The 18,809-nt window shown below is 61.5% G+C and carries 17 protein-coding genes; 9 read left to right on the forward strand and 8 right to left on the reverse strand.

The window, feature by feature from the left end:
- Positions 1-9 precede the first annotated feature (9 nt).
- The 5 genes from HU765_RS21080 to HU765_RS21100 form a co-directional block, all read right to left on the reverse strand.
- Entirely contained in the window at positions 10-1,230 is a 1,221-nt protein-coding gene (locus HU765_RS21080; RefSeq protein ID WP_186622736.1) for an electron transfer flavoprotein subunit alpha/FixB family protein, read from the reverse strand.
- A complete protein-coding gene (gene dgcB / locus HU765_RS21085) occupies positions 1,230-3,179 on the reverse strand; it encodes a dimethylglycine demethylation protein DgcB (protein WP_186622737.1) in 1,950 nt (649 codons plus the stop codon). Before dgcB ends, HU765_RS21080 begins: the two co-directional genes overlap by 1 nt.
- A gap of 163 nt (positions 3,180-3,342) precedes the next feature.
- A complete protein-coding gene (gene dgcA / locus HU765_RS21090) occupies positions 3,343-5,403 on the reverse strand; it encodes a dimethylglycine demethylation protein DgcA (RefSeq protein ID WP_186622738.1) in 2,061 nt (686 codons plus the stop codon).
- A 15-nt stretch (positions 5,404-5,418) separates the two neighbouring features.
- Complete coding sequence (locus tag HU765_RS21095; protein WP_186549244.1) at positions 5,419-5,949, reverse strand: 4-vinyl reductase; 531 nt, start codon at positions 5,947-5,949, stop codon at positions 5,419-5,421.
- Between the two features lie 78 nt (positions 5,950-6,027).
- Complete coding sequence (locus tag HU765_RS21100) at positions 6,028-7,005, reverse strand: dipeptidase (protein WP_027610650.1); 978 nt, start codon at positions 7,003-7,005, stop codon at positions 6,028-6,030.
- 231 nt (positions 7,006-7,236) lie between these two features.
- Between HU765_RS21100 and HU765_RS21105 the strand changes: the two genes are divergently transcribed.
- The 3 genes from HU765_RS21105 (at position 7,237) to HU765_RS21115 (ending at position 8,509) form a co-directional block, all read left to right on the forward strand.
- A complete protein-coding gene (locus tag HU765_RS21105) occupies positions 7,237-7,638 on the forward strand; it encodes a lysozyme inhibitor LprI family protein (protein WP_186622740.1) in 402 nt (133 codons plus the stop codon).
- A gap of 102 nt (positions 7,639-7,740) precedes the next feature.
- Positions 7,741-8,064, forward strand: a complete 324-nt coding sequence (locus HU765_RS21110; RefSeq protein WP_186622741.1) for a helix-turn-helix transcriptional regulator — start codon at positions 7,741-7,743, stop codon at positions 8,062-8,064.
- A 28-nt stretch (positions 8,065-8,092) separates the two neighbouring features.
- Positions 8,093-8,509 (forward strand): DUF3010 family protein, encoded by a 417-nt coding sequence (locus HU765_RS21115; RefSeq protein ID WP_186622742.1) that lies wholly within the window; start codon positions 8,093-8,095, stop codon positions 8,507-8,509.
- 109 nt (positions 8,510-8,618) lie between these two features.
- Here the strand turns inward: HU765_RS21115 and HU765_RS21120 are convergent, their stop codons facing one another.
- On the reverse strand, positions 8,619-9,563 hold the full coding sequence (locus tag HU765_RS21120) for a GlxA family transcriptional regulator (protein WP_186622743.1): 945 nt from the start codon (positions 9,561-9,563) through the stop codon (positions 8,619-8,621).
- Positions 9,564-9,753: 190 nt separating this feature from the next.
- Here HU765_RS21120 and HU765_RS21125 point away from each other — a divergent pair, with 190 nt between their 5' ends.
- From HU765_RS21125 to HU765_RS21150, 6 genes are all read left to right on the forward strand, one after another.
- Entirely contained in the window at positions 9,754-10,698 is a 945-nt protein-coding gene (locus HU765_RS21125; protein ID WP_186622744.1) for a choline ABC transporter substrate-binding protein, read from the forward strand.
- A 73-nt stretch (positions 10,699-10,771) separates the two neighbouring features.
- Positions 10,772-11,659 carry a 3-keto-5-aminohexanoate cleavage protein gene (locus HU765_RS21130; protein WP_186549254.1) on the forward strand — a complete coding sequence of 296 codons (888 nt, stop codon included), beginning with the start codon at positions 10,772-10,774 and terminating at the stop codon, positions 11,657-11,659.
- 212 nt (positions 11,660-11,871) lie between these two features.
- Positions 11,872-12,837 (forward strand): L-carnitine dehydrogenase, encoded by a 966-nt coding sequence (locus HU765_RS21135; protein WP_186622745.1) that lies wholly within the window; start codon positions 11,872-11,874, stop codon positions 12,835-12,837.
- A gap of 134 nt (positions 12,838-12,971) precedes the next feature.
- Positions 12,972-13,448, forward strand: a complete 477-nt coding sequence (locus HU765_RS21140) for a thioesterase family protein (protein ID WP_186622746.1) — start codon at positions 12,972-12,974, stop codon at positions 13,446-13,448.
- Positions 13,449-13,473: 25 nt separating this feature from the next.
- Positions 13,474-14,637 (forward strand): gamma-butyrobetaine dioxygenase, encoded by a 1,164-nt coding sequence (locus HU765_RS21145; protein WP_186549260.1) that lies wholly within the window; start codon positions 13,474-13,476, stop codon positions 14,635-14,637.
- Between the two features lie 386 nt (positions 14,638-15,023).
- A complete protein-coding gene (locus tag HU765_RS21150) occupies positions 15,024-15,287 on the forward strand; it encodes a hypothetical protein (RefSeq protein ID WP_186549262.1) in 264 nt (87 codons plus the stop codon).
- A 104-nt stretch (positions 15,288-15,391) separates the two neighbouring features.
- Here HU765_RS21150 and HU765_RS21155 read toward each other — a convergent pair whose 3' ends face one another.
- Together HU765_RS21155 and HU765_RS21160 are read right to left on the reverse strand one after the other, a co-directional pair.
- Positions 15,392-16,495, reverse strand: a complete 1,104-nt coding sequence (locus HU765_RS21155) for a GlxA family transcriptional regulator (protein WP_007949927.1) — start codon at positions 16,493-16,495, stop codon at positions 15,392-15,394.
- 514 nt (positions 16,496-17,009) lie between these two features.
- The gene (locus HU765_RS21160; RefSeq protein WP_186549264.1) at positions 17,010-18,386 is read right to left on the reverse strand and encodes an L-serine ammonia-lyase; all 1,377 of its coding nucleotides are present in this window, start codon (positions 18,384-18,386) and stop codon (positions 17,010-17,012) included.
- Between the last annotated feature and the right edge of the window lie 423 nt (positions 18,387-18,809).

The raw sequence follows: 18,809 nt of genomic DNA on the forward strand, positions 1-18,809 counted from the left end.
AGGGTTTCCTTAAGCCGCGTCGCGCTTGGCGTCGTTGCGATAGGCCTCAACTGCCGCGATCAGTGCGCGCAGAATCTCTGCGCTTTCGCCGATCACCGAGAGGTCGGCGCGTTTGATCATGTCGCAGCCCGGATCAAGGTTGATCGCCACCACCTTGTCGCAGGCACCGATGCCTTGCAGGTGCTGGATCGCCCCGGAAATACCCACCGCGACGTACACCCGCGCGGTGACCCATGTGCCAGAGGCGCCAACCTGACGATCCCGCGCCATAAAGCCATCGTCCACCGCAACGCGCGATGCGCCTTCGGTGGCGCCGAGCGCTGCCGCCGTTTCGTGGAACAACGCCCAGTCTTTCACGCCGTTGCCGCCGGAGAAGATGAACTCGGCCTCGGCCATTGGAATCGCCGCCGGGTCCACCGCCACCGCGCCGAGATCTTCGATCCGCGACAGGCTGCGCGCCACGCTTGTGGATAACTCCACTGGCAACGCTTCGTGACGGGTTTCGCTGACCGGTTCGGCGCATTCGGCAGCGGCGAGAATCAACCGCGCAACCGGACGCGCCAAGTCCTGCAGCCCCGCACCGGCGCGGCCAATGCACTCTTGATCCTTGACCTGCCAGACCCGTGTCGCCGGACGCTCGCCCAAAGCTGCGGCAAAACGTCGACCGAGTTCGCCACCACCGCTGCGGCTGTCGGGCAGCAACCAGTGGCGCGGGTTGAACTGGTTATCCACAGCGCGCAAGCCCTGCACGCGTTGCTCCGGTGCATAACCGCTGAAGGCTTCGCCTTCGAGTACCAGCAAGCGATCGACGCCAGCGGTTTCGAAAGCGCTTTCCTTGTGCTCGCCAAAGACCACCGCCAACACTGCACCGTCGGTGCCTGCGAGTTGATGAGCGAGGCCGAGCAGGTCGCGGTCGTGGCTGCTCAAGCGGCCGCCGACCATATCCGGTACCACGCAGATGTAGAACGCCGGGGCCGGTACCTGATGCAGCGGTAACTGCACTTCCACCGTGGCCGAGCGCTTGACTGCCCCGCCCTGCTGCGCGCCGCTACGGTCGATCCGCTTGATGCCGTTGGGGCCGATAAAACCCATGCCGTGGGGGTTCTTGCGGATGACGCCGTTAGGCCCCATCCAGCTGTGCTGCGCAGGTTGCATCGCTGCGTGCAGCGGATGCAGGCGGTTGCGCGCGATCCATTCGGCACGCGGGTCGCGGCGGATAATGTCGCTCATCAATGCACCTCCGCAGGTTCACGTTTGGCCGGCGTGGCAGGTTTGCTCGGCGCCGCGTCTTCGAGCAAGGCGTCGGCCACCAGTTCGGCAATGTCCTTGATCAGCGGACGTGGTTCGACCACGCCTTCAAGCATCGCCGTGCACTGTGGACAGCCCACGGCCACCAGTTCGGCGCCGGTCTCGCGGATGTCTTCCATGCGCATGTCGGGAATCCGCTGCTTGCCCGGAATGTCAGTGATCGGCGCGCCGCCGCCACCGCCGCAGCAGCGCGAGCGGAAACCGGAACGTTGCATTTCCTTGACCTCGATCCCGAGCGCACGCAGCACTTCACGCGGTGCTTCGTATTCGCCGTTGTAACGCCCCAGGTAGCACGGATCGTGATACGTCACGCTGTTGCCTTTGTGCTGCCCAAGATTGAGCGCGCCAGCCTGGATGATCTCGGCCATGTAGGTGCTGTGGTGCTGCACCAGGTAGTTGCCGTCGAAGGCACCGTACTCGTTTTTCAGCACGTGGAAACTGTGCGGATCACAAGTGACGATGCGGTTGAAGCTGTATTTGGCCAGGGTCTGGATATTGCGTTTCGCTAGCGTCTGGAACGTCGCTTCGTCGCCGAGGCGCCGGGCCACGTCGCCGCTGTCGCGTTCTTCGAGGCCAAGCACGGCGAAGTCGATTTTCGCCGCTTTCAGCACTTTGACGAACGCGCGCAACGTGCGCTGGTTGCGCATGTCGAAGGCGCCGTCGCCGACCCAGAACAGCACGTCGGTGGATTTCTTCTCGCTGAGCAGGTTCAGGTTCAAGTCCGCCGCCCAGTTCATCCGCCCTCCCGGGGCGAAACCGCCAGGGTTGTCGGTGGCGATGAGGTTTTCGAGGACTTCGGCGCCCTTGTTCGGCGTCGCGCCTTTTTCCAGGGTCAGATGGCGGCGCATGTCGACGATGGCATCGACGTGCTCAATCATCATCGGGCATTCCTCGACGCAGGCGCGGCAGGTGGTGCACGACCACAGGGTTTCGGCATCGACCAGACCGTTGACGATCGGTTGATGCGGGTTGCCGCCGTGTTCGCCCACAGGCTTGCCTGGATACGGGCTACCGGCGAATTTGGCATCGGTGCCGCCAGCGAGTCCGACCACCATGTCCTGAATCAGTTTTTTCGGGTTCAGCGGCTGGCCGGCGGCGAAGGCCGGGCATGCCGCTTCACACTTGCCGCACTGCACGCAGGCGTCGAAACCGAGCAACTGGTTCCAGGTGAAATCCTTGGGTTTTTCCACGCCCAGCGGCGCATCGGGATTGTTCAGGTCCAGCGGTTTCAAACCGGTGGAGCGACCGCCACCAAAGCGCTCGGGACGACGGTGCCAGGCCAGGTGCAAGGCACCGGCAAAGGCGTGTTTCATCGGCCCGCCCCAGGTCATGCCGAAGAACAATTCGGTCACGCCCCACAGCACGCCCACACCAAGAATCGCCGCCAGCACCCAGCCACCGAAATTCTCCGGCAGGATCCCGGCCACCGGCAGGGTCACCAGGAAAAACGACGCGGAGAATGCCAGCAGGCTTTTCGGCAGGCGCATCCACGGGCCTTTCGACAGGCGTGCCGGCGGGTTGCGTCGGCGCAGGTACATGAAGATCGCGCCGACGAACATCACCGCCGACATCAGCAGCAAGGCATAGCCGAGGATGCGGTTATGCAGGCCGAAACCGTGCACCAGAATCGCCAGCACAATCGACGCCACCGCCCCGCCCGCCGTGGCGACGTGGGTGTTGGCAATGTATTTGTCCCGCGCCACGACGTGGTGCAGATCGACCATGTAGCGCTTGGGCATGGCCAACAGACCGCCGAGCAGATCGACCTTCGCCGCCCGCCCCCGGCGCCACATGTTCATCCGCCGCAACGCGCCGAGGACAGCAAGGCCCAGGGCTGCGAACAACAGGATTGGAAGAAGGGTGTTCAACATAGGTGCAGCTCCCAAAGACCTCGGGTCTTGCAGGTCGAGATGCCTTACTCGGTTCCTGTGGGAGCGAGCTTGCTCGCGAAGGCGGACTGACATTCAACATCGATGTCGACTGACCCACCGCTTTCGCGAGCAAGCTCGCTCCCACAGGGTTGTGTGCAAGCCTTTAGAAGTCTTTACACAGTCTGAGTGCGTCATAGATCGCGGCGTGGGTATTTCGCTGCGCCACGCAGTCGCCGATGCGGAACAGCAAGTAGCCGTCGCCCGCCTCGCTCAGCGAAGGCTGCGGCTGGATCGCGAACAGCGCTTCGACGTCGATCTGGCCCTTGTTGCGCGAGCCGTCCTTGAGCGCGTAGTAGATTTCCTCGTCCGGGCGTACGCCGTTTTCGACGACCACCTGATCGACCACCCGCTCCTCTTTCGCACCGGTGTATTCGTTCTCCAGCACGGCAACCAGTTTGTCGCCCTCGCGGTAGACCTTCTCCAGCATCATGTCGCCGGTCATGATCACTTCTTTGGGATACATGCTGCGGTAGTAGGTCGGGAACGATGTGCCGCCGATGGCCACGCCCGGTTTGATGTCGTCGGTGACGATCTCGACCTGGCTGCCTTTGTCGGCGAGGAAGTCGGCGACCGACATCCCGGTGAACTCGCAAATGGTGTCGTAGACCAGCACGTTCTTGCCGGGCGCGACCTTGCCGTCGAGCACGTCCCAGCTGCTGACCACCAGCCCTTCGGCCGCGCCCCAGTGCTCGTTCTGCTCAAGGTACGGATGACCGCCGACCGCCAGCACCACCACATCCGGACGCAGGTCCATGATGGTTGCGGCATCGGCCGCCGTGCCCAGACGCAGATCGACTTTCAGTCGCGCCAGTTCCAGCTGGAACCAACGGGTGATACCGGCAATCTGGTCGCGCTGCGGCGCTTTCGACGCCGTAGTGATCTGCCCGCCGATAAAGTCTTTTTTCTCGAACAGGGTCACGTCGTGGCCACGCTCGGCAGCCACGCGTGCGGCTTCCATCCCGGCCGGGCCGGCACCAACGATCACCACCTTGCGTTTCGGCCCGGTGGATTTCTCGATGATGTGCGGCACGCCCATGTATTCGCGGGAGGTCGCAGCGTTCTGGATGCACAGCACGTCCAGACCCTGATACTGGCGGTCGATGCAATAGTTTGCGCCGACGCACTGCTTGATCTGGTCGATCTGGCCCATCTTGATCTTGGCGATCAGGTGCGGGTCGGCGATGTGCGCGCGGGTCATGCCGACCATGTCGACGTAACCGCCCTCGAGAATGCGCGTGGCCTGGTTCGGGTCCTTGATGTTCTGCGCGTGCAGCACCGGCACCTTGACCACTTCCTTGATCCCGGCAGCCAGGTGCAGGAACGGCTCCGGTGGATAACTCATGTTCGGAATGACGTTGGCCAGGGTGTTGTGGGTGTCGCAACCCGAGCCGACCACGCCGATGAAATCGAGCATGCCGGTGTCGTCGTAATACTTGGCGATCTGCTTCATGTCTTCGTGGGACAGGCCGTCCGGGTGAAACTCGTCACCGCACAGGCGCATGCCCACGCAGAAGTCGTCACCGACCTCGGCGCGCACGGCTTTGAGCACTTCCAGACCGAACTTCATTCGGCCTTCGAAGCTGCCGCCCCATTCGTCGGTGCGCTTGTTGACGCGCGGGCTCCAGAACTGGTCGATCATGTGCTGGTGCACGGCCGACAGCTCAACACCGTCAAGGCCACCGGCCTTGGCCCGGCGCGCGGCCTGGGCGTAGTTGCCGATCACCCGCCAGATTTCTTCCGGCTCGATGGTCTTGCAGGTGGCGCGGTGCACCGGTTCGCGGATGCCCGACGGTGACATCAGGGTCGGCCAGTGGAAACCGTCCCAGCGCGAGCGGCGACCCATGTGGGTAATCTGGATCATGATCTTGGCGCCATGCTTGTGCATGGCGTCGGCCAGATTCTGGAAGTGCGGAATGATCCGGTCGGTCGACAGGTTGACCGAGCTCCACCATTGCTGCGGGCTGTCGATGGCGACCACCGAGGAGCCGCCGCAGATCGCCAGGCCGATGCCGCCCTTGGCTTTCTCTTCGTAATATTTGACGTAGCGCTCGGTGGTCATGCCGCCGTCAGTCGCGTAGACCTCGGCGTGCGCAGTGCTGAGCACGCGGTTGCGGATGGTCAGTTTGCCGATCTGGATCGGCTGGAACATTGCTTCGAAAGCCATGGCACGGTCCTCGGCTTACAACGGCTTGACGATAAACAAGCCGTCATCGTGGCCCTCTTCGGAGCCTCCGTAGACTTGTTCGGCCACAGTGCGAATCTTGCTGCCGCGGGCTTCAAGGATTTGATCCATGGCGCCGGCAAACCAGCCAGTGAACATGTAATCGACCTTGCGCCCGACCTTGCCGTAGACGTAGACAAACGCCGAGTGCTCAAGCTTGACGCTGGCGGTGCCTTTGTCTAGGTCGATGTCCTGAATCTTGAACAGGCCCCAGCCGCGCTGCGACAAGCGCTTCATGTAATGCTCGAACACTGCGACGCCTTCCAGACCGTGGCATTCGGCTTCCTTTTCACACCAGTGCCAAGCGGATTTGTAGCCGGCCTTGTAGAGGATCTCGGCGTAGGCATCAGCGCCCAGCACTTCCTCGATGCCCATGTGGTTGTTGACGAAGAAGTGACGTGGCACGTAGAGCATCGGCAGGGCGTCGGAGGTCCAGACACCGGTCTCGCTGTCGACTTCGATGGGCAATTGCGGGGCGATCTTGGCCATGGAAACTTAACTCCAGAAAATTTGGTTTGTTGCCCCCGGCGCGGATGGCCGGGGGAAAGGATTCAGAAGTGCGGCGGCTTATTCGCCCCAGACATCCTTCAAGACGTTGACCCAGTTCTCGCCCATGATCTTGCGCACCACGCGCTCGGAGTGACCGCGCTTGAGCAGGGTTTCGGTGAGGTTGGGGAATTCGCCGACGGTGCGGATGCCCAGCGGGTTGATAATCTTGCCGAAGCTGGTCAGACGGCGGGCGTAGCCCTTGTCGTGGGTCAGGTACTCGAAGAAGTCCTGGCCGTGGCCCTGAGTGAAATCGGTACCGATGCCGATGGCGTCTTCGCCGACGATGTTCATGGTGTATTCGATGGCTTCGGCGTAATCGTCGATGGTCGAATCGATGCCTTTGGCGAGGAACGGCGCGAACATGGTCACACCGACGAAACCGCCATGGTCGGCGATGAACTTCAGTTCTTCATCGGACTTGTTGCGCGGGTGCTCTTTGAGACCCGACGGCAGGCAGTGCGAGTAGCACACCGGTTTTTTCGATTCGAGGATGACTTCTTCGGAGGTCTTGGAACCGACGTGGGACAGGTCGCACATGACGCCGACGCGGTTCATCTCGGCGACGATCTCGCGACCGAAACCCGACAGGCCGCCGTCACGCTCGTAGCAGCCGGTGCCGACCAGGTTCTGGGTGTTGTAGCACATTTGCACGATGCCGACGCCGAGCTGCTTGAACACTTCGACATAGCCGATCTGGTCTTCAAAGGCGTGGGCATTCTGGAAGCCGAAGAGGATGCCGGTCTTGCCCTGCTCCTTGGCGCGACGGATGTCGGCGGTGGTGCGCACCGGCATCACCAGGTCGCTGTTCTCGCGGATCAGCTTCTGGCTGGCAGCAATGTTGTTCACGGTCGCCTGAAAGCCTTCCCACACCGACACGGTGCAATTGGCTGCCGTCAGACCGCCCTTGCGCATGTCTTCGAACAGCTCGCGGTTCCATTTGGCAATGATCAGACCGTCGATAACGATGCTGTCGGCGTGTAATTCGGCTGGGCTCATCAGGCGTCCCCTTATTGGCGATTCATGCGCCGAATCGTCTGCCGGCGCTTTGGGGCCAGCATATGCCTCGGTGCCGGGGCGACCGGGTGCAAAAACGACAGGGGAATTGCCGAAAGCGTCAATCCGCGACAAAGGGTCGTCAGCCGCTGCGCTCGGTGACCTGTTCAAGCCTGCGCGCTTGCGCCAGAATCTGCCGCATCCTGCACACACCACTGGATTAGAGCGACCTCAATGAAATCGATCTTCCTCGCCCTGGCACTGATTGCGACCGGCGTCCACGCCGCAGAAGAATCCGAGAACAACCCGTGCGACGCGGTCGAAAACGGCATCCAGACCCTGGAATGCTCGGCCTACAGCCGCACCACTGCCGAAGACCTGCTCAAAGACAACTACGCCAGCCTCAACGAACGCCTGCAGACCGCGTACGGCAAGAACCCGACACAGCTGGCGGATATAACTGCCAAATTAAAGACGGCACAGCAGCAATGGCTGAAAACCCGCGATGCCGATTGCGCGGTGGAAGCGTTCCCGGCTACCGCTGGCAGCAAGGCGTTCACCATTGCGCAGAATGACTGCGTGGCGCGGATGAGTGACGAGCGGTCGGAGTTTTTGGAGTCGATTGGGCAGGAGTGATCCTGACCTCTCGTAACATGCCGTCAATTCTTGTTGATTGGTTTCGTGAGAAATATAAGTAAAGATCTTAGAGTCCTATAAAAGACTTATATTTTTCCGACCATGAAAATGTCTAAAGACATCCAGATCATCAACGACGCCGAGGGCAACCCTTCCTTCGTGGTCATTCCGTACGCGCAGTACGTTGCGCAAAAAATGCAGCCCGACCTGACTCCCCACGAGGTCGTCAGTCGGATGGTCGATGGGGCAACACCGATCCGTGCCTGGCGCGAACATCTCAACCTGACTCAGGAAGAAGTCGCCAAGCGCATGGGCATCTCGCAACCGGCGTTTGCCCAGCAGGAAACAGTCGCCAAGCCCCGCAAGGCCACCCGCGAGAAAATCGCCGCCGCGTTCGGCATCACAGCCAGTCAGCTCGAGCTGTAGGCTGCCCTCTTTATTCAAAGGAACTCCCATGAACATCTGCGGCATTGAAATCAAAGGCAGCGAAGCGATCATCGCTGTGGCTGCGCTCGACGGTTCGAGGTTGAGCCACCTCCCTCTCGCGACGAAAAAGATTGCGCTTGAAGACGATGACGAGGCGGCGAACGTGCGGCGGTTCGCGGCGCAGGTGGCGTCGTTTGTGCGGGAGAATTCGGTGGACCGGATTGCGATCAAGAAGCGCAGCAAAAAGGGTGAGTTTGCCGGTGGGCCGACGACGTTCAAGATCGAGGGCGTGTTTCAACTGCTTGATGGTTGTGAGGTGACGCTGTTGTCGCCGCAGACGATCAATGCGCAGGCCAAGAAGCATAATTTCGAGCTGCCGGGGACGTTGAACAAGTATCAGCATGAGGCTTACAAGGCGGCGTGTTCGGCGTTGGTGAAAAAATAACGCTGATCGCATTATTGTAGGAGTGAGCCTGCTCGCGATAGCGGTGGTTCAGTCCCGCACATGTCAGCCGATAGACCGCTATCGCGAGCAGGCTCACTCCTACATCCATTCAGGCCTGTGCGGTACGCCGGTCTTCCCGGGGGCAGCGGGCGAAGCGGGCGCGATAGCTGCGGGTGAAATACGACGGTGATTCAAAGCCGCAGGCGATGCTGACTTCGAGCACGCTCATATCGGTCTGGCGCAGCAATTGCCGCGCCTTCTCAAGCCTTAACCGCAGATAGAAGTTGCTCGGCGTATCGTTCAGATGCAGCCGGAACAAACGCTCCAGTTGCCGTCGCGTCACTTTGATCGATTCCGCCAGTTGCAGCGTGGTCAGCGGCGGTTCGCTGTGCTGTTCCATCTCGCCGATCACCTGCACCAGTTTCTTGTTGCTGATGCCGTAACGCGTGGCGACTTCCATGCGCTGGTGATCCTTGCGCGGGCGAATGCGCCCCAGCACGAACTGCTCGCTGACCTGAATCGCCAGTTGCGGGCCGTGGGCCTGGGCGATCAGGTCGAGCATCAAGTCAATCGACGCCGTGCCACCGGCCGAGGTGATCCGCCGCCGGTCGATCTCGAACAGCTCCTGGGTCACGCTGAGCTGTGGATAAGATTCCTTGAACGCGTCAATAGCTTCCCAGTGCAGGGTCAGGCGATGCCCATCGAGCAAGCCCGCTTCGGCGAGGACGAAGCTGCCGGTGTCGATGGCGCCGAGGGTCACGCCTTCCTTGTCCAGCCGGCGCAACCACTGCTCCAGCGCCGGCGTCATGAATTTCAGCGGTTCGAACCCGGCCACCACCAGCAACGTCGCGCCTTTCTTCAGCGGCTCCAGCGCCGCGTCGGCGTTGACCGACATGCCGTTGCTCGCCAGCACCGCGCCGCCATCGGCGCTGAGTACATGCCAGCGGTACAACTCGCCGCGAAAGCGGTTGGCCACGCGCAGCGGTTCGATCGCGGAGATGAAGCCGATGGCGGAGAACCCCGGCATCAGCAAAAAGTAGAAATCCTGGGACATGGACGCACTCGGTTGGCGGACGCGTGGCTCGTTGATACGCCGATTGTCGGCGCCGTTCAAGCGTGCAGGTCGCTACAGTGCAAATGCCCGTCGCCGCAGTGCGTTTTCACCGGCCCGTAGCTGCGTAACTTGGCATCACCGGTGCGCAGATGCCGGAAACCACAATAATCGAACTGCCGAGGAACCCGACATGAAACGACTGATCAGCAGCTGCGTTCTGGCACTCAGCGGTACCGCTTTCTTCAGCGCCGGCGTCATGGCCGCCGAACCTGCATCGTGCAAGAACGTACGCATGGGCGTGGTCAACTGGACTGACGTGATCGCCACCAGTGCCATGACCAAGGTCCTGCTCGACGGCCTCGGCTACAGCACCAAACAGACCAGCGCCTCCCAGCAGATCATCTTCGCCGGGATTCGCGATCAGCGCCTGGACCTGTTCCTCGGTTACTGGAACCCGCTGATGACGCAGACCATCACTCCGTTCGTCGAGGCCAATCAAGTCAAGGTACTCGAGGCACCAAACCTCAAGGATGCTCGCGCCACCCTCGCCGTGCCGACCTATCTGGCCGACAAGGGCCTGAAAACTTTCGCCGACATCGCCAAATTCCAGAAGGAACTGGGCGGCAAGATCTATGGCATCGAGCCTGGCTCGGGCGCCAACACGCAGATCAAGGCGATGATCGCCAAGAACCAGTTCGGTCTGGGCAAATTTCAGCTCGTCGAGTCGAGCGAGGCAGGCATGCTCGCCGCCGTCGATCGCGCGGTGCGCCGCAAGGAAGCCGTGGTGTTCTTCGGCTGGGCGCCGCACCCGATGAACGTCAACGTGCAGATGACCTATCTGACCGGCAGCGAAGATGCGCTTGGCCCGAACGAAGGCATGGCCACGGTGTGGACGGTCACTGCACCGAAGTACGCCGAGCAATGCCCGAACATCGGTCGCCTGCTGAGCAACCTGACCTTCACCGCCGAATCCGAGAGCCGAATGATGCAGCCGTTGCTTGATCACAAGGATGCCTTCGAGTCGGCGAAGCAGTGGCTCAAGGATCACCCCGAAGACAAGCAGCGCTGGCTCGAAGGTGTAACGACTTTCGATGGCAAACCGGCCGCTGAAAATCTGCAACTGACCAGCAAGTAACTCACACCGAATCGACGCTTCGCAGCCCCGCATGGGCTGCGGACAGACCCATCACGCCTGAAGGAAACGCACCATGAACCACGACGTCATCATCACCTGCGCACTTACCGGTGCTGGCGACACGACCGCCAAAAGTCCACACGTGCCGGTCACCCCGAAACAGATCGCCGCGGCCGCCGTGGAAGCGGCCAGGGCCGGCGCCACCGTTGTGCACTGCCATGTGCGCGACCCGCAGACCGGCAAGTTCAGCCGCGACGTGGCGTTGTACCGCGAAGTGATGGAGCGCATCCGCGAAGCCGACGTCGACATCATCGTCAACCTCACCGCCGGCATGGGCGGCGACCTGGAAATCGGCGCGGGGGAGAGCCCGATGGAATTCGGCCCGAACACCGATCTGGTCGGCCCGCTGACTCGTCTGGCCCACGTGGAAGAACTGCTGCCGGAAATCTGCACCCTCGATTGCGGCACGCTGAATTTTGGCGATGGCGACACCATTTACGTCTCCACGCCAGCGCAACTGCGCGCTGGGGCCAAACGCATCACCGAGTTGGGCGTGAAGGCCGAGCTGGAAATTTTCGACACTGGTCACCTGTGGTTCGCCAAGCAGTTGATCAAGGAAGGCTTGCTCGACAACCCGCTGTTCCAGCTATGCCTGGGCATCCCGTGGGGTGCGCCGGCCGACACCACCACCATGAAAGCCATGGTCGACAACCTGCCGGCCGACGCGGTGTGGGCCGGTTTCGGCATCGGCCGCATGCAGATGCCGATGGCCGCGCAAGCGGTGTTGCTGGGCGGCAACGTGCGGGTCGGGCTGGAGGACAACCTGTGGCTGGACAAAGGCGTACTGGCGACCAACGGCCAATTGGTTGAACGCGCCGCGCAAATCCTCAGCCGACTGGGTGCCCGCGTACTCACGCCCGCAGAAGGCCGCCAGAAAATGGGCCTGACCCAGCGCGGCTGAACCTCACCCTTTCTCCCTGTGAACATAAATTTTGTGGTGAGGGGATTTATCCCCGATGGGTGGCGAAGCCGCCCCAAAACCTGACAACCCGGGGCATCAGATAGACCGAGAGCGCTGGTTTTACGACTGCTTCGCAGCCGATCGGGGATAAATCCCCTCGCCACGAGAACAGAGTTTCCACAGGTATCACCGAACTCTCTCAGGAAATCATCATGCGCTTTATCACTGAAATCAAAACCTTCGCCGCCCTCGGCAGCGGTGTCATCGGCAGCGGCTGGGTCGCTCGTGCCCTCGCCCATGGTCTGGATGTGGTCGCCTGGGACCCGGCGCCGGGAGCCGAAGCGGCGCTGCGCAAACGCGTCGCGAATGCCTGGGGTGCGCTGGAGAAAAACGGTCTGGCGCCGGGCGCCTCACCGGATCGCCTGCGCTTTGTCGCGACCATCGAGGAATGCGTGCGTGATGCCGACTTCATTCAGGAAAGCGCCCCGGAGCGGCTGGAGCTGAAACTGGACCTGCACAGCAAAATCAGCGCATCGGCCAAACCTGACGCGCTGATCGGATCGAGCACCTCGGGCCTGCTGCCCAGCGAGTTCTACGAAAGTTCGACGCACCCGGAACGCTGCGTGGTCGGGCACCCGTTCAACCCGGTTTACCTGTTGCCACTGGTGGAAGTGGTCGGCGGCAAGCACACCGCGCCCGAGGCGATCCAGGCGGCCATGCAAGTCTACGAATCCCTCGGCATGCGCCCGCTGCATGTGCGCAAGGAAGTGCCCGGATTTATTGCCGACCGCTTGCTTGAAGCGCTGTGGCGCGAGGCGCTGCACTTGGTCAACGACGGCGTGGCGACCACCGGCGAGATCGACGATGCGATCCGCTTTGGCGCCGGTTTGCGCTGGTCGTTCATGGGCACATTCCTGACTTACACCCTGGCGGGCGGCGATGCCGGCATGCGCCACTTCATGTCGCAGTTCGGCCCGGCGTTGCAGTTGCCGTGGACCTATCTGCCGGCGCCGGAACTGACTGACAAGCTGATTGATGACGTGGTCGATGGCACCACTGATCAGCTCGGTCGGCACAGCATTTCGGCGCTGGAGCGCTATCGTGATGACTGCCTGCTGGCGGTGCTTGAAGCGGTGAAGACCACCAAGGAAAAGCATGGGATGAGTTTCAGCGAGTAACAAGTCAGCAGGTCTGGCCTCTTCGCGAGCAAGCCCGCTCCCACATGGGATCTGCGTCGTGCACGAAACCAATGTGGGAGCGGGCTTGCTCGCGAAAGCGGCAGTCCAGCCAATATCAACATCGGAGCCGTGCTATGCCCAGCCTCACCACCTACCAGACCAGAATCATCCCCGACTGGGTCGACTACAACGGCCACCTGCGCGACGCCTTCTACCTGCTGATTTTCAGCTACGCCACCGACGCCTTGATGGATCGCCTCGGCATGGACAGCAACAACCGCGAAGCCAGCGGCCATTCGCTGTTCACCCTCGAACTGCACCTCAACTACCTGCACGAAGTGAAGCTCGACACCGAGGTCGAAGTGCGTACGCAGATCATCGGTCACGACAGCAAACGCCTGCATCTCTATCACAGCCTGCACAAGGTCGGGGACGAGCAGGAACTGGCTGGCAACGAGCAAATGCTTCTGCATGTCGACCTCGCGGGACCGCGCTCGGCGCCGTTCAGCCCCGACACGCTGCATCGCCTGCAAGCTATCGTCGCCGATCAAACCGACCTGCCCGCCCCCGCTTACCTCGGTCGCGTCATCGCCCTGCCACCCGCCCGGTAAATCCACCCATCGCCAAGGAGCCGCCATGAACACCGCTGCCGTTGTTGCCGATTTTCGTACTTATCCGTTGATCAGCGCGCTCGGTAGCGTGCAGACCCTGGCCGATCGCGTTGCCGTCGAATGGGCGGACGGGCGCATCAGCCCGTTCCACCATGTCTGGCTACGGGACAACTGCCCGTGCCAACAGTGCGTCTACAGCGTCACCCGCGAGCAGGTCTTCGAAATTGTCGATGCGCCCGACGATCTGCAACCGACTGCCGCGCACATCGATGCCGAGGGTTGCCTGTGCCTCGACTGGCACGACGGCCACCGTAGCCGTTTCGACCCGGGCTGGCTGCGGGCGCATGCCTATGACGATCAATCGCGCGCCGAACGCCTGGCCGGCCAACCGCAAAGCCATTTATGGCGCAGCGATTTGCAGTTGCCGGTGTTCGAGTACACGGCGTTGATGGAAGACCCGGCGGCCTTGCTGCAATGGCTGATTGCCGTGCGTGACATCGGCCTGACCCAGGTGCGCGGCGTGCCCACCGCACCCGGCTCGCTGAAACTCATCGCCCAACGCATCTCGTTCATCCGCGAAAGCAATTTCGGCGTGCTGTTCAACGTGCAATCCAAAGCCGATGCCGACAGCAATGCCTATACCGCTTTCAACCTGCCCTTGCACACGGATTTGCCGACTCGCGAGTTGCAACCGGGACTGCAGTTTTTGCATTGCCTGGTCAATGACGCCGAAGGTGGCGAAAGTATTTTCGTCGACGGTTTTGCGATTGCCGATGCGTTGCGCAGTGAAGACCCAGCCTCGTTTCAGGCGCTCTGTGAAATCCCCGTGGAATTTCGCAACAAGGATCGGCACAGCGACTACCGCTGTCTGGCGCCGATCATTGCGCTGGATGCGCTGGGCCGGGTCGCGGAGATTCGCATGGCGAACTTTCTGCGCGGCGCGTTCGATACCTCGGTAGAGCAGATGCCACGCCTGTATCGGGCCTATCGGCGGTTTATGGCGATGACGCGCGAGCCGCGGTTTCGTCTGATGCAGCGGCTCAATCCGGGCGAGCTGTGGTGCTTCGATAATCGCCGCACACTGCATGCGCGCAATGCGTTCGATCCGGCGACCGGGGCGCGGCATTTTCAGGGCTGCTATGTCGACCGGGATGAGTTGTTGTCGCGGATTCTGGTGTTGCAACGTTAGACCGCGTCATCGTTCTTCGTCGGAACGCCGCCCGGAGTCAGGCTCGCTCCCACAGGGGAACGCATTCCAAAGTGGGGCGAGCCTGCTCGCGAAAGCGTCAGCGGGAACAACAAATCTCTGGCTGATTCACAGGCAAAAAAAACCCCGATCAAGCCGTGACAGGATCGGAGCTGAGGAGGGTACTGTCGAGGAGCTGCCCAGGCGAGGGTGACCAAACCTTCGTGAAGCGAGCTGGAGCCAGTGTGCCCACTCGCCAAGCGGCTCAGTTAGCCGAAAACGACCTGTTCATAGTCGTCATAGCCACTGCGACAAATCGCCCTTGCCGCGCCCGGCCGTGGCTACCAGAATCGATCCAAGACCTCCGTTGCCACAGAAGGATTTGCGTGATGATGTACGCCGATTTGATTGACCAGGAAGATCTGCTGGGCCAGCTCAAGGCCTTGGGCATTCAGGTGCCGAGCGGCACCACGGCCGATCAGGCCTGTGAGTGCGCTGTGCGTGGTCTGGATAATGTTCGCGCGTTTGAACTGCGCAAGATGGTCAAGGACATGTACACCAGCGGCGCCAGTATCCAGCCGGCGGTGCGCCAGGCGATCGACAAGCAATTGCTGCCGGCCCTGGCGGATTACCAACAGTCCCACCGCGCCTGAAGACCCATTCGCGAGCAAGCCCGCTCCCACATTAGATCGCAGTCTCATGAAGGATCGCGGTTGAATGTGGGAGCGAGCCTGCTCGCGAAGAACGATGACTCGGTCTACAGCCTTACACTGGCAAAAGTGGACTCATTGCGCGCCTGACTCAGCGCCGACATCGGCCCCGACAGCGGCGACATCACGATGGCCTGCGGCAGCGGCAGCATCGCCACTTGCTGGGTGGTGTTGGAGCCCACGCGTTCGTCACGCGGCGGGATGCCGAAGTATTCGCGGTAGCACTTGGAGAAGTGCGGCGTGGAGACGAAACCACATACCGAGGCCACTTCGATGATCGACATCGGCGTCTGCTTGAGCAGTTGCCGGGCGCGGATCAGGCGTAGCTTGAGGTAATAGCGCGACGGCGAGCAGTGCAGATATTTCTGGAACAGCCGCTCCAGCTGGCGGCGCGACACCGCGACGTAGACCGCCAGTTCGTCCAGGTCGATCGGCTCTTCCAGGTTGGCCTCCATCAGCGCGACGATTTCCTGCAACTTCGGCTGGTTGGTGCCAAGCATGTGCTTGAGCGGCACGCGCTGGTGATCCTGCTCGTTGCGGATGCGCTCGTAGACGAACATTTCCGAGATCGCCGCCGACAGTTCACGACCGTGATCGCGGCTGATCAGGTGCAGCATCATGTCCAGCGGCGCGGTGCCGCCGGAGCTAGTGAAACGGTTGCGGTCGAGGGTGAACAGGCGTGTGCTCATCGCCACCCGCGGGAAGGCTTCCTGCATCGCCGCCAGACATTCCCAGTGCACGCTGCAATCGAAACCGTCGAGCAGACCGGCGCAGGCCAGCGCCCAACTGCCGGTGCACACCGCACCGAGACGCTTGGACTGACGCGCCTGGCTTTGCAGCCACGAGACGTGTTCACGGGTCACGGTGCGCTGGATGCCGATGCCGCCGCAGACGATCACGGTGTCCAGCGGCGGCGCTTTGTGCATGGAGGCGTCAGGGGTGATTTGCAGACCGTCACTGGCCCACACCTGACCGCCATCGACGGTGAGGGTGCTCCAGCGATAAAGCTCGCGACCGGACAACTGGTTGGCCATGCGCAGTGGTTCTACTGCGGACGCCAGAGAAATCAGCGTGAAATTGTCCAGCAGCAGAAAGCCGATGGATTGAGGCGCACGGTTCTGGGGTTGGGCCCCGGAGTTGAACGACGTCATCGCGGTATCTCCTCACACAAAGCGGGTGATGGCCTCAGGCGGAGGCTCTTGTTATTGCCGGCGTACTCACTGGGAGACGGGCTTTGTTATGACAGAGCAATTGCCATGCCTAAAATTGGATGGGCGTTCAATAACTCCTGAAAACGACCTCGCGACGTGTCTATTCGAGACCTCGGAACAGGGCATTTCGAAGTGCCATCAAGCGCTGCCAGGGGCCTGCTGCGCAGTCTGTGAGCAGATCGGTAGCACTTGTGGGAACGGGCCTGCGCGCGATTCAGACAGAGTGTCACCGCAAGCACGGGCGATGGACGGTCAAGTAGCGACTCAGCAGTCACGACCGACACCGACTCTTGTCTGATTGCGACGCGCCAAAAGGTGGCGTGGCTGGGTTGTGGTGTTCGTTTGGTGAGCAGTTTTGACTGGTCTTGCCTCATCGCGAGCAGGCTCACTCCTACAGGGGAACGCATTTCAAATTGTAGGAGTGAGCCTGCTCGCGAACAGAGACAACTCGGTTTCAGCATTCAACGGCGCTGACCGCCAATCCACCCCGGGAGGTCTCTTTATATTTGTCATGCATATCCGCGCCGGTGTCGCGCATGGTGCGGATCACCCGGTCCAGCGAGATAAAGTGCTGACCGTCGCCACGCAGGGCCATTTGCGCCGCGTTGATCGCTTTCACTGCCGCGATTGCATTGCGCTCAATGCATGGCACTTGCACCAGGCCACCGACCGGGTCGCAGGTCAAACCAAGATTGTGTTCCAGGCCAATCTCCGCCGCGTTGCATAACTGCTCCGGCGTAGCCCCGAGAATCTCCGCCAGCCCCGCCGCCGCCATGGCGCAAGCCGAACCGACTTCGCCCTGGCAACCGACTTCGGCACCGGAGATCGAAGCGTTCTTCTTGCACAGAATCCCGACCGCCGCCGCGCCGAGGAAATAGTCGACGACGTTGGCGTCCGTGACCGCTTCGCTGAACTTCATAAAGTAGTGCAACACCGCCGGGATGATCCCCGCTGCGCCATTGGTCGGTGCCGTGACCATGCGCCCGCCCGCCGCGTTCTCTTCGTTGACCGCGAGGGCGAACAGGTTGACCCACTCCATCGCGCTGAGGGTTGAGCCGATCACATTGGGCTTGCCCAACTCCTGCAGGCTGCGGTGCAACTTCGCCGCGCGCCGCCGCACGTTCAAACCGCCGGGGAGGATGCCTTCGTGTTTGAGGCCCTGCTCGACACAGTCCTGCATGGCCCGCCACAGCTTCATCAGCCCGGCGCGGATTTCTTCTTCGCTGCGCCAGACCTTTTCGTTGGCCATCATCAGTTCGGCGACGCGCAGATTGTTCTTCTTGCACAGGTCGAGCAGCTCGACCGCACTGGAAAAGTCGTAAGGCAATTCGGTGCGATCCAGATCGACCACGCCGCTGCTGGCTTGCGCCTCATCAACGACAAAGCCGCCGCCGACCGAATAATAGGTGTCGCGGTGCAGCTCACCGGATTCACCTTCGGCAACCAGAGTCATGGCATTGGGATGGAACGGCAGGTTTTCGTCGATCAGGCGCATGTCGCGCGCCCAGACGAACGGCACCGACAAGCGACCATCAAGTAACAGCGTGTGGGTTTCGCGCAGTGCCTGAATGCGCGGGCCGATTTGCAACGGATCGATTGCGTCCGGCCATTCGCCCATCAGACCCATGATGACGGCGTTGTCGCTGCCGTGGCCGATGCCGGTGGCCGACAGCGAACCGAACAACTGCACCTCGATGCGCCGCACCTGCTCCAACTGATGCTTGCCGCGTAGCGACTCGACGAACAATGCGGCGGCGCGCATCGGGCCGACGGTGTGGGAACTGGAGGGGCCGATGCCGATTTTGAACAGGTCGAAAACGCTGATAGCCATTGCTGCGAAGCTCCTGAAGATGCCGGTCCGGATGTGAAAAGCACCCGCTGGCGGAGCTGCTACGCTCAAGCTGCGATCCGCCGAATGCCCGCATCATCGGGCTTTTGCCGGCTCGTGCGGCGTCTGACACCGACGCACTCATGTCCACCAGCGCCGTAGTGTTTTCGCCCCGCAAATGCGCCGTTTTTATGCAGTTCAGAAGATCATCGGGGGCGGAAAAAAGCTGTAAGCGACGTCACCGACACTGGAAGCGACCATCCCTGTACTGGATACGACCCTCCCTGTAGGCGTCAGATTTTCACTGGTACATGATCGGGATGACTCGATTGCAAGGCGCTGCGGTACAGCTGTCTCCAGAACGCCACCCAACCGCAACCTATAAGTGCGGTGGTCCACAGTCGGAACACTGCCAAAAAAAACACC

Origin of the sequence: Pseudomonas sp. SWRI81, from assembly GCF_014268545.1 — a bacterium.
In the GTDB taxonomy this organism is placed as follows: Bacteria; Pseudomonadota; Gammaproteobacteria; order Pseudomonadales; family Pseudomonadaceae; genus Aquipseudomonas; species Aquipseudomonas hamedanensis.